The sequence below is a fragment of the Dehalococcoidia bacterium genome (assembly GCA_028711995.1).
Classification (GTDB): Bacteria; Chloroflexota; Dehalococcoidia; order SZUA-161; family SpSt-899; genus JAQTRE01.
The window spans coordinates 3,492-14,251 of sequence record JAQTRE010000074.1; the positions used below are offsets into that span (position 1 = coordinate 3,492).

General features: G+C 54.2%; 12 protein-coding genes. 2 read left to right on the forward strand and 10 right to left on the reverse strand.

Annotated elements, in window-relative coordinates; translation table 11 throughout:
* The 3 genes from PHV74_10365 to PHV74_10375 all read right to left on the reverse strand — a co-directional run.
* The coding region (locus PHV74_10365) for an HlyD family efflux transporter periplasmic adaptor subunit (GenBank protein MDD5094764.1) at positions 1 to 1,412 on the reverse strand (1,412 nt) is incomplete at its 3' end.
* Positions 1,413 to 1,756: 344 nt separating this feature from the next.
* On the reverse strand, positions 1,757 to 2,179 hold the full coding sequence (locus tag PHV74_10370) for a hypothetical protein (GenBank protein MDD5094765.1): 423 nt from the start codon (positions 2,177 to 2,179) through the stop codon (positions 1,757 to 1,759).
* Between the two features lie 173 nt (positions 2,180 to 2,352).
* Positions 2,353 to 2,580, reverse strand: a complete 228-nt coding sequence (locus PHV74_10375) for a hypothetical protein (protein MDD5094766.1) — start codon at positions 2,578 to 2,580, stop codon at positions 2,353 to 2,355.
* 426 nt (positions 2,581 to 3,006) lie between these two features.
* On the opposite strand from PHV74_10375, the gene PHV74_10380 reads away from it, so the two are divergent.
* Together PHV74_10380 and PHV74_10385 are read left to right on the forward strand one after the other, a co-directional pair.
* The gene (locus tag PHV74_10380) at positions 3,007 to 3,678 is read left to right on the forward strand and encodes a response regulator transcription factor (protein MDD5094767.1); all 672 of its coding nucleotides are present in this window, start codon (positions 3,007 to 3,009) and stop codon (positions 3,676 to 3,678) included.
* Positions 3,675 to 5,099, forward strand: a complete 1,425-nt coding sequence (locus PHV74_10385) for an ATP-binding protein (GenBank protein MDD5094768.1) — start codon at positions 3,675 to 3,677, stop codon at positions 5,097 to 5,099. The genes PHV74_10380 and PHV74_10385 overlap by 4 nt, the downstream gene beginning before the upstream one ends.
* Before the next feature lie 111 nt (positions 5,100 to 5,210).
* On the opposite strand, the gene PHV74_10390 is transcribed toward PHV74_10385, so the two are convergent.
* From PHV74_10390 to PHV74_10420, 7 genes are all read right to left on the reverse strand, one after another.
* Positions 5,211 to 5,951, reverse strand: a complete 741-nt coding sequence (locus PHV74_10390; GenBank protein MDD5094769.1) for a hypothetical protein — start codon at positions 5,949 to 5,951, stop codon at positions 5,211 to 5,213.
* A gap of 9 nt (positions 5,952 to 5,960) precedes the next feature.
* Entirely contained in the window at positions 5,961 to 7,139 is a 1,179-nt protein-coding gene (locus PHV74_10395; protein MDD5094770.1) for an FprA family A-type flavoprotein, read from the reverse strand.
* 174 nt (positions 7,140 to 7,313) lie between these two features.
* Positions 7,314 to 7,517, reverse strand: a complete 204-nt coding sequence (locus PHV74_10400; GenBank protein ID MDD5094771.1) for a cation transporter — start codon at positions 7,515 to 7,517, stop codon at positions 7,314 to 7,316.
* A 34-nt stretch (positions 7,518 to 7,551) separates the two neighbouring features.
* Positions 7,552 to 8,235: a molybdopterin-dependent oxidoreductase gene (locus PHV74_10405; GenBank protein ID MDD5094772.1), complete on the reverse strand. Its 684-nt coding sequence runs from the start codon at positions 8,233 to 8,235 to the stop codon at positions 7,552 to 7,554.
* Positions 8,236 to 8,281: 46 nt separating this feature from the next.
* Positions 8,282 to 8,785, reverse strand: coding sequence for a rubrerythrin family protein (locus tag PHV74_10410; GenBank protein MDD5094773.1), 504 nt, complete (start codon positions 8,783 to 8,785; stop codon positions 8,282 to 8,284).
* A 142-nt stretch (positions 8,786 to 8,927) separates the two neighbouring features.
* Entirely contained in the window at positions 8,928 to 9,632 is a 705-nt protein-coding gene (gene prxU / locus PHV74_10415; protein MDD5094774.1) for a thioredoxin-dependent peroxiredoxin, read from the reverse strand.
* Between the two features lie 142 nt (positions 9,633 to 9,774).
* On the reverse strand, positions 9,775 to 10,760 hold a 986-nt coding region (locus PHV74_10420), incomplete at its 5' end, for a catalase-peroxidase (protein ID MDD5094775.1).

The following is a 10,760-nucleotide window of genomic DNA, read 5'->3' on the forward strand; positions in this document are numbered from 1 at the left end:
ACAACCTGGTTCATTCCGCTTCTGCTGATTGCCTTCGTCAGTACCAGCAAAACGTTTTCCGCTTGCATCGACGTGATCTCAATGGTAGCTGACATGCCATCCCTTATCCCGAGCCCCTCCACATCCGGGAGTTCAATAGCCAGAGCATACGTAACCACACCGGACTGCGATGCGGCCAATGTACCCACCGCTGTCACCTTGCCCCTGATCATGACATTGGTCAAGGCATCAAAGGTAATCATAGCCGTTTGTCCGGCCTTAACGCTGGCCACATCAGTCTCATCAACCGAGGCATCGACTGTCACCACGCTGGTGTTTACCAGGGTGATGATGGTTTCTGTAGAGGTCACCCTGTCACCCACATCGGCATTGACCGCAGCAATAACGCCATCGAAGGGGGCCACAATAGTCGCCGCCTCGAGCTGGTCATTGGCCTCATCCACCGATACCTGAGCGTTATCCACTTTGATTTGCAACAGTTCAATATCATAGCCCGCCTCCAGATAAGCCAAATCATCCTGAGCTTGAGCCAGATTCGCTTTGGCAGTCATCACCGCAATCTGCTTTTGCTGGATTACTACTGAATCCGCTTGCACTGCTGCCAGATTCTCCTCTGCTTCGTTGAGTGTTGCCTGAGCCTTGGTCGCATTGCTTTCAGCGTTGGCCAAAGAGCTGGCAATGGTTCCCTGGGTCACTTCCAGAGTCGTCTGGGCCTTCTGAAGAGCCCAAGCCAGCGTATCCTTCTGCGCGGCAATCTCCAATCTGGTGAGAATATCGATGTTCTCGATCACATACTCGTTGTACGCCTTCTGAGCCGCGTTTACGCTATTCTGAGCCTCAGTCAGACTGACCTCTCCGTTCTTTTGAGCGGCAGTCAAACTGCGCTGGGCGTTGTCCAGCGCCAACTGGGCGTCACTGACTGCGGTCTCAGCATCAGCGACAGTGGTGTCCTCCGCGTTTTTCAAGTCCTCCTCAGCGCTGGTCAAACTGATCTTGGCGCTCTGCACCGATGCTTGAGCCCTGAGAATAGTCGCTTCAGAAGAGGCCTGTTTCAGGTTTATCTGGACCGTGCGCAAATTGGCTTGGGCTTGCGTAACGGCCCTTTCCAGCGATGCCGTATCGATCTTGGCCAAGACATCCCCTTTCTTGACGCTATCGCCGAACTTCACATTGATTTCGCTGACGGTATTGGTGCTGGTGGTACTCCCCCCGCTGCCAAAGGTCAGATTGACCTGCTCCGGCATGGAGATGGTACCGATGGCGCTGACAGTCGTTGTGAGGTTACCTTTGGTCACGGCCACGGATTGGGTCGCTGCCTCAGAGGAATCATCCGATCCGCCGCCACAGGCACTCAATGTCAAAATAGCTCCCGTGATTGCGATAGATAGAAATGCTACGATGGTCTTCTTCATTGCTTTTGATGCCTCCCCTAACTCATTCAGGTTTATCTCACTCATCCACGAGGTTGATCTTATCACTGTCGGTTGGTTGGGTCCATATTATACGCGTATCCTTCCTCAGCCCGGCCTCATCAGTACCTTTCGATAGACCAGAGGGGACATTTCCAGGGGATTCCCCTCTGGTTTCGGCCAGGAGAACCCTGTTAGGGAAGCTCTGATAAGTCCTGAGCAACCCCCTGACCCCCAATCTTGGGGGAGGAAATGGAATCTGGGGGACACCCCCAAACCCCCGGCAGGAGGAATCCTGCACCACTTGATCAGAGGCTCCTTAGTTACTCCTCCCACTCCTCAACCCTTTATACTACCGGCAAATCCCCCGGACCACCCATGCGCCCCCTCATCATGTCTCCAAAGTGTCCCCCGATCTGTCCGAAGAGCGGAGTATCCGGCTTATCCTGCCACCACGTGCTGTACTGGTCAGCCTGCTCCTGGGTGATCTTGCCATCCGCCACCAGCTTCTGGAGCCGGGTCACCAGCGCCTCATCCCGTATCTGGATTCGCGCTTCGGCAAGGGATTCCTTCAGCGCAGTCGTATCAAGGGCAACACCGGTCTTCCCCTGATAAATCGTGGCGACTTTAACCAGTAAAGCCGCCTCTTGGCTCTCTGGAGTCTGGCTCTCATCTGAGGTGCCGGTCTGGGCAAATGCCACAACCGCTGTGCTTGCCGCTATCACCACTATCAGCAGCGCCACCAGAATAAACTTCTTACTTTTCACCATCTGTCTCTTATCTCCTTTCCTAAAACCTGGTTTTTGCTCCTCTCCGGCCTCTTTTTCACGACCAGAGATGTTGTCCTCACACTATTCATCACTCATTCTCTCTCCTTTGGGTATCACCTCCTCGTGGTTATTTGACTGACATTCCAGGATAGAAAACTCCGGAAAACCGCTGATCAGCTCGCATAGACGATCCCTCCCCGCCTCCAGAAAACACCTTTCCTCGCGATCTCAGGACTTTTCCAGACCTCTAGAGTGGGACCGATACTCCACGACCCGCCAGCTACAATGAAATCAATCCCTAATTCTGGTTCACTCAGCCGGGTCCCATCCTCTTCCTCTCCCAGCAGGTCCAGCATAATCCTGATGCGATTACCCAATTCCGGATGAAGTTCCTGCGCCATAATGATCTCCCTTCAACAAGCTCTCACCACTTGGTCTTCTGCCAGGTTCCTTCTGACCGCTTCTGTCTTAATGTATCAAACGAAAATGAACAGATCATGAAGCGTTTATGAAGGCAATTTTCACATTTGGCTGAAAACGGCGATTGATGTGCGTAGCCCTTACTGATAGGTGAGAGTCTCCAAGACAGTCATCACCCTTGATCCCCCCGATCTTGGGGGAGAATAATTTGTGTGTGCGGGGCGGCCTCGCGAGGCCGCCCCGCACACACCTCTCTCGGTGGGGTGGGATATAACTGGAACCCGAAAATCTGATGCATTTGCCAATCCGCGGTTTTGAGTGTTTTTCATCTTCTATTCATGTTGAGGGGGACATAATATAATAAGTATCAACTAAGGAAGCTCTGATTCGACAAGAGGGAGTTCGCCATGAGAATCCTGGTCGTGGATGACGACAGACGCCTGTGCAATATCGTCAAGCGAGGCCTGCAAGAAGACGGATACGCCGTCGATCTGGCCTATGATGGGCAGGAAGGTGAAGACCTTGCGGGAATCAATCCATACGATCTGATAATCCTGGACGTTATGATGCCCAAAAAAGACGGCGTTGCGGTCTGCCAAAGCCTGAGGGATGATAAGATAAATACTCCGATCCTCATTTTGACCGCCAAAGACGCCGTTGAAGACCGCGTTAAAGGACTGGATGCCGGCGCCGATGACTATCTGGTGAAGCCCTTTGCTTTCAGCGAACTCCTGGCCAGAATCCGAGCGCTGCTGAGACGTGGCGGAACCTCCCGGTCTCCGGAGATTCAGGTGGGCAACCTTGTTCTGAATACCCTCTCACGGGAGGCCCGGATCGGACCGAAGGCCATCGAACTCACCAGCAAAGAGTATGTGATCCTGGAATACTTCATGCGCCATCCCAATATGGTGATCACCCGGACCATGATCGAAGAACACGCCTGGGACTACGATTTCGACAGCATATCCAACCTGGTGGATGTCTATATCCGCCGGCTGCGCCGCAAGATCGATGACGAAAACGAGGAGAGTTTGATTCAAACCATGCGGGGAGCAGGCTATCGGCTGAAAGCGCCATGAGCTTCATTCACAGCGTCAAATTCCGCTTCACCATCTGGTACCTCGCGGTGCTGGCACTGTTGCTGATCGCGCTCAGCATAGGCATATATTTCCTGCTTTCTCATAGCCTGACTCAAAATCTGGACAACTCTCTGGAGCTACGGAGTAATGAACTCCGCAATACTCGAGGGTTCTGGATGAATATCCGGCAGGGAAGTTTCCATGAAGACGTGGGTGAGGTAGTCATTGTCTATTTCTATTCAGAAAATGTCCTGGTTACCGTCTCTGGCCGGAACATTGACGTTCCGGTGGATAGCGCGCTGGTGGAGAACGCTCTGTCCGGCCAGAGCTCATTTTCTACAATAAACATGACAGGCGGCCAGAAGCTGCGGCTTTACGTTACCCCTTTCGCCCCGGAAGGCCTTCCCCCAGCCCCACCCGGATCAACACCCGTTCTTTCCAGAGTTGACTCCGCAGCACTCGTAATCGGACGTTCCACGGCAGATATCGATGATGCCCTAGAACGGCTGGTTCGAATTCTATTATTAGCGGTTCCTCTGACCCTGGCAGTGGCCGGAGCCGGTGGCGTTTTTCTGGCCAGGAGAGCCCTGAAGCCGGTGGACCAAATCGCCCAGACGGCGCTGCAAATCGAGGAAAAGGACTTGAGCCAGCGAATCCCGGTGGATACCAAGGACGAACTGGGGAGGCTGGCAACAGTGCTCAACCAGATGATTGAACGTCTGGAGAAAGCCTTCAAACGCCAGAGGCAGTTTGCCGCTGACGCCTCTCACGAACTGCGAACGCCCCTGGCAGTGATCCAGGCAGAATCGACCCTGGCGCTGGAGAAGGATCGACCTGCCGAGGAGTATCGGAGCTCTCTGGAGCTTGTGGTGCAGGAATCAGAGCACATGTCTCATATCATCAGCCAACTGCTCACCCTGGCCCGTGCAGATTCCGGAAAGGAACAAATGACCTTCGAAACCATCGACCTCGGCAAGCTGATCGGGGACGTGGTTCAAGATGCTGAAGTGCTCTCGCGGGAGAAGGGACTTCGCTTTGAGCTGGGCCGGATGGACAACGCGATGGTAACAGGAGACAAAGCCAGGCTCAAGGAACTTCTGCTGAATCTTCTGGACAACGCCATCCGATACACGCCGACCGGTGGAACTGTATCTCTCTCGCTGGTACGCCAGGATCGAATGGCAGTGATGGCCATCAAAGACACAGGCATCGGCATTCCGCCGGAGCATTTGCCGCACATCTTTGGACGCTTCTACCGGGTGGATAAGGCGCGCTCCCGCACCGACGGAGGAAGCGGGCTGGGATTGGCCATCTGCCAACACATCGTCGAATCCCACGGCGGCAGGATCGAAGTAGAAAGCCAAATTGGAAAAGGCAGCACCTTCTCGGTATTCCTGCCACTTTCGGAAGAGCGCTGCTGATCCGGCGAAACCAGGAGACTTCCACCGCTGAGGGCGCAGAGAACACGGAGAAATCAAATAAGCCCCCCTCTCCGCGAGCTCTGCGGTAAACTTTCTTTCCGGTTTGAGAGACTACTGAACCGTCGGGGAGGCAGTCCGATCAAAGGGATTGGTTCGCATGGCAAAAGAAAAGTGATAAGGATAGTTGGTTTTCAGGTATTTCATATAGTCCAGCCATTGATGAACCAGCAATACGTAAACCCGCTTCAAGTCGTTGGCGATATGTGCGGAGTCGGCAGGCGGTAGCTCTCGCAGATTCTTTCTGGCATGCAACTCTTCCGTCATGTGAAACACCGCTCGCAGAAGCTTGGTGAAGGATTCATGCTCCAGCAGAGTGGGATTTTCCATCAGCCGCAGCATGAAATCCCTTTTTTCCACCAGGAAAGGCGTCAGCATCTCCAGCTTTATGCCCTCGCTTTCGATAGCGTAATCATGTTTCCTCAAATGGTCGCTGGCACGCGCGAACTCCTGCTCAGACCAGTTATCCTTGACCAGCAGTTCCTTCCTGATGCCATCCACATTCGGGTCGATCTCAGAAAAAGACCTCATCAGCTTTGTGCCCATCTCGTCGAAGAAAACCCCGATCACCATGTTCATCTTCTCCAATCGGGCCTGCTTCTCCCGCTCGCTCAGCAGCCTGTGGATGACCATGGTCACCAGGAGGACTTCGAAGGGAAGAAAGGCAATGTCTCCCACCATATAGATGAAAATGTGATGGGTGTCTTTAAAGAGGAGATAATGGACCCCATACAACGCCACGGACAGCATCACCAATCCGATGCCGAACCAGAGCTGCCAGCCCAAACGTTTCATAGTCACTCCTTACTTCATCTTGGCGGCAATCCGGCGACCGAATTCCGTGCACTGTGCCAGTTCTGATTCGTCCGGAACCCATTTCAGCGTCATTTCAGGCTCCACCACCCCGATACCCGTCTGCTCCATTTCCTGAGTTATGGCTTTAGCAGCGCCCCCTCCCCATCCGTAAGAACCAAAGACTGCGCCGATCTTATTCTTGGGCTTAAGTCCCTTCAAATAGCACAGAAATTCCGCCACCGATGGAAACATGCCGTTATTGAGCGTCGGGGAGCCGATGACCAACGCTTTGGCGTCGAGCACATCGGCCATGACATCACTCTTATCGGACATCGTCAGATTATAGGATTTAACCTCCACTCCCTCCCCCATCAGGCCATCGACGATAGCGCTGGCCATCTTCTCAGTGCTATGCCACATGGTATCGTAAATCACCAAGGCCTTGTTAGTGGTCTTCCCGGCAGCCCATTCGGAGTAGGCGTGGATAATCTTGGCCGGATCGGACCGCCAGATGATGCCGTGATCAGGGGCAATGGTCTTGATGCTCAGACCTCCCAGCTTTTTGACCGCGCCGGGAATCAAATGGCCGAAGAGCATCAGAATATTGGCATAATACTTGGCCGCCTCCTGCATTACCACCGCCGAATCGGCCTCATCATCGAACCGCTCCGAGGTTGCCAAGTGTTGACCGAAGGCGTCGCTGGAGAAGAGAATCTCATCTTGCGGCGAATAGGTGACCATCGAATCCGGCCAGTGCAGCATCGGTATGGGCACAAAAACCAGCTTCCTCTTCCCGATATCCAGCGTGTCCCCCTCTTTGACCGCTATCATCGGCCTCTCCAGGCCGAAATGCTTTTTGAGCCCCGCCTCGCCAAACTTGGCTGTAGTAATCAGCTCGGCGCGAGGGGCCGCTTCCAGCATCATGGGTAAAGCGCCGGAATGATCCATCTCCACATGATTGGAGATGATATAGTCAATCTGCGAGGGGTCGACGATCTCCCGGATTCTCCGCAGCATCTCTGAAAAAAACGGGGCCTTTACCGTATCGATGAGTGTGATTTTCTTATCGATGATGAGAAAGGCATTATAAGTTGTTCCCCGATGCGTTGAATAGCCATGAAAATTCCTGATCCCCCAATCGATCGCTCCCACCCAGTAGACGCCTTCCACAAGTTGGACTTTACCCATCCGAGTTTCTCCTTTCCAATGAACTTTTGATTGAGTACGGATCAACCCCCTTACCCTCAACCATGGGGGAAGAGGAGGGGATATGGGGGACACCCCCAAACCTCCGGCAGGGAAGCGTCCCTGCACTCTCTAAATCCCTCTCAGGGAATCACTCTGAGCATAGCCTCCTGCCCCCTACTTTCCCACCTGATATCCGGCTTTTTCAACCGCTTTGGCCACCTGATCCATGGTGACCGTATCCGGCTTATCAAATGCGGCCTCTCCAGATTTGAGGTCCACCTTCACGTTCTTCACGCCAGGCAATTCCTGCAGTGCCTTGGTTACATGCTGTACACAATGGCCGCAGGTCATCCCGTTGACTTTTATTTTCGTTGCCATATACTCCTCCTTCGCTTAATCGCGGTTTTCTGGCCTAATCCCCGAAAAAGCCCTTGTCCAGATCGCCGCTGTTGGAATATCCCCGGGTTTCCCAGAAGCCCTCATAATTCTCATCATCAGACAGCTCAATTTCGGTGATCCACTTGATCCACTTATATCCCCATTTGCTCTCCGCCACCAGTTGGAAAGGAAAACCTCGCTCAGGCGGAAGCACAGCCTCGTTCATCTTGTAGGCCATCAGGATATCATTCCCTAAGATGTATTCCAAAGGGAACGACGTGGTATATCCGTCATACGCATGAAAGATAATGACTTTGGCGCTCTCGGTCGGCTTGGCGTTTTCCACCAGATCCCGAACCAGCAGGCCTTCCCAGAGAATCTTCACGCTCCACCCTTCCACACAGTCGAGGCTGACCACCTTGCTATGATGAGCGTACCCATCAATGACATCGGCGTAACTGTACTCGATAGGGCTCTCCACCAGACCCGATATTTTCAGCTTATACTCCTCAACATTCACATGCTGTGGACCGCTGATCGAGTTCTCTCTGAAGTCGCTGATCGAGGCGAGGTTTTCCCCCTGATAGTCTCTGACCTCAATATACGTTGGAGCCGATGCCTTTTCAGATTCCCCATCTCCACCACAACCACCCCATGCCACCGACCCCATCACTGCAAAGAGCAATACCATAAGACCGCACATGACTTTCCTCATCATTCCGCCCCCTCCTTACCGCATCAGCGCCCGCACCCCAAAAGAAGCTTCAATCGATGCGCTTGAACATTTTCTTGCCCACACCACAGATCGGGCAGGTATCCGACGGTTCTCCCTCTACCGTGTTGCCACAATACTGGCACACATAAACCGGCTTCTCCTCGATCTTCTTATCCCCTTCCAGCATTTTGAGATAGGCCAAAAACAGCCCGTGATGAATCTCCTCCACCTGGTTGGCCTGATCGAAGTTCTTCAGCGCTTCTTTGGCGCCTTCCGACTCTGCCTGTTTGATGAATCCGGGATACATTTCGGTGAACTCGTGGTTCTCGCCTTCGACTGCCCCCTTCAGGTTCTCCCTGGTGGACTGAATCCCCTTGAGCGCCTTGAGATGATTGCGGGCGTGGGCCGTTTCAGCATCCGCGGCGGCCCGGAAAAGGCGCGCCACCTGCTTGAGCCCTTCCTTCTCAGCCTGTTCGGCAAAGAACAAATACCTTCGGTTAGCCTGACTTTCTCCGGCAAAGGCGTGCTGGACATTTTCCTGGGTCTTACTCATTTAGTGTCTCCTTTCGCAGTCTTGTGATTTTCTTCTATTATGGCTGAATCGGCAAACCGCCGATGTGACAATAGTCTCATCAGATGACAATTTGCCAGCCCTCACATCTCTCAGTATTTGTGATTCTGCCGCCAGACTCATATCACGGTTTCCACACTTCCCACACCCTACCCACCAGTTCCGGTCCGGGTTTGAGAGTGGTTTGGCCGGGCTGCCATCCTGAAGGCGTCACCTCTCCAGTCTTAGCGACATGCTGGAAGGCTTTGACCTGCCGAATGAGCTCCAGCGGGTTGCGGCCCACCTCCGGGGTAAGCACCTCCATGGCTCGGATGACGAAATCCGGGTCGATGATAAACCGCCCCCGGATATCCACGCCGGCCGCTTCGTCATATATCCCGTAGACGCTGCCGATCTGGCCTCCGGCATCGGAAAGCATGGGGAATGGCACGCCTCCAGCCACCATTTTGGACAGCTCCTGCTCCTGCCATATTTTGTGCACAAAGCGGCTGTCAGTGCTCATAGCCAGCACTTCAACGCCTAACGCCTGGAACTGATCGTACAGGGCGGCGACCGCCGCCAGCTCGGTCGGTCAGACGAAGGTGAAGTCTCCGGGGTAAAAACACACCACAATCCACTTGCCCTTATAATCGGAGAGCTTGATGGGCAGAAACCCCTTCCCGGCAACAAAGGCATTGGCCTCAAAATCAATAGCTGGTTTCCCTACACGTGCGACCATTCTGGCAACCTCCTTTACGGGTGCAGTTCCTCCTGCGGAACCGGCCGATTCGGATGGGGGCAAAATAACACCCTTGGCCGGTTTGACGCATCCCTCTTTCAGTTCAGCCATATGAACCTCCTCTATTATCCTGCCGCGTTTTCTGGTCTCCCTTGGCGACGCGGCTGCCATATTCCGGATCGGCTTTGGAGAAGACAGCCGTCTGCCGCAACTCAATCCGCTTCAGAAGCCCTCGAATACGTTTATGCTACGATCAGGCGAGGTCGAAGCGGTCAAGATTCATTACCTTGTTCCACACCGCTACAAAGTCGCGCACGAACTTCTCCTGGGAGTCCTCACATCCGTAGACTTCCACCAAGGCCCGGAGTTGGGAATTCGAACCGAAGATGAGGTCAACACGGGTGCCGGTCCACTTGAGTTCGCCGCTCTCGCGATCACGACCCTCGAATACGCCTTTGTCTTCCGAGGTTGCCTTCCAGGTCGTGCTCATGTCGAGCAGATTCACGAAAAAGTCATTGGTGAGCGTCTCTGGCCGCTTGGTAAAGACACCGTGCCGGGACTGTCCGAAGTTGGCATTCAAGACGCGCATGCCGCCAACGAGAACCGTCATCTCAGGAGCAGTGAGCGCCAGCAGTTGCGCCCGATCAACCAGCAGTTCCTCTGCCGATACTGCATACTTAGTCTTGAGGTAGTTACGGAACCCGTCTGCAGCCGGTTCGAGTACGGCGAATGATTCCACGTCGGTTTGCTCCTGCGACGCATCCATGCGTCCCGGCGTGAAGGGAACGGTCACATCGTGACCGGCATTCTTCGCAGCTTGCTCGACACCTGCGCATCCACCCAAGACAATCAAGTCGGCGAGCGAAACCTTCTTTCCTTTTGACTGCGCGCTGTTGAACTCCTTCTGGATTCTCTCAAGGGTCTTCAACACCGTCGACAGTTGGGCCGGCTGGTTCACTTCCCAGTCCTTCTGTGGCGCGAGGCGGATGCGTGCCCCGTTGGCGCCCCCGCGCATGTCGGTGCCGCGGAAGCACGCCGCAGATGCCCACGCGGTGGAGACCAATTGGGACACGGACAGTCCCGATGCGAGGATCTTGCCCTTGAGGTCGGCGATGTCCTTCTCCCCGATCAGTTCATGATCGACCGCGGGCACGGGGTCCTGCCACAGCTGCGGCGGCGGAACCCAGGGGCCGAGGTAGCGCGAGACCGGTCCCATGTCGCGGTGCAACAGCTTGTACC

What these genes read in the sequence shown, in the direction of transcription:
- PHV74_10405 (MDD5094772.1), bottom strand. Translation starts at nt 8,235, where the DNA reads ATGATGAGGAAAGTCATGTGCGGTCTTATGGTATTGCTCTTTGCAGTG.
- PHV74_10395 (MDD5094770.1), bottom strand. Translation starts at nt 7,139, where the DNA reads ATGGGTAAAGTCCAACTTGTGGAAGGCGTCTACTGGGTGGGAGCGATC.
- PHV74_10385 (MDD5094768.1), top strand. Translation starts at nt 3,675, where the DNA reads ATGAGCTTCATTCACAGCGTCAAATTCCGCTTCACCATCTGGTACCTC.
- PHV74_10390 (MDD5094769.1), bottom strand. Translation starts at nt 5,951, where the DNA reads ATGAAACGTTTGGGCTGGCAGCTCTGGTTCGGCATCGGATTGGTGATG.
- PHV74_10410 (MDD5094773.1), bottom strand. Translation starts at nt 8,785, where the DNA reads ATGAGTAAGACCCAGGAAAATGTCCAGCACGCCTTTGCCGGAGAAAGT.
- PHV74_10380 (MDD5094767.1), top strand. Translation starts at nt 3,007, where the DNA reads ATGAGAATCCTGGTCGTGGATGACGACAGACGCCTGTGCAATATCGTC.
- PHV74_10370 (MDD5094765.1), bottom strand. Translation starts at nt 2,179, where the DNA reads ATGGTGAAAAGTAAGAAGTTTATTCTGGTGGCGCTGCTGATAGTGGTG.
- PHV74_10400 (MDD5094771.1), bottom strand. Translation starts at nt 7,517, where the DNA reads ATGGCAACGAAAATAAAAGTCAACGGGATGACCTGCGGCCATTGTGTA.
- PHV74_10375 (MDD5094766.1), bottom strand. Translation starts at nt 2,580, where the DNA reads ATGGCGCAGGAACTTCATCCGGAATTGGGTAATCGCATCAGGATTATG.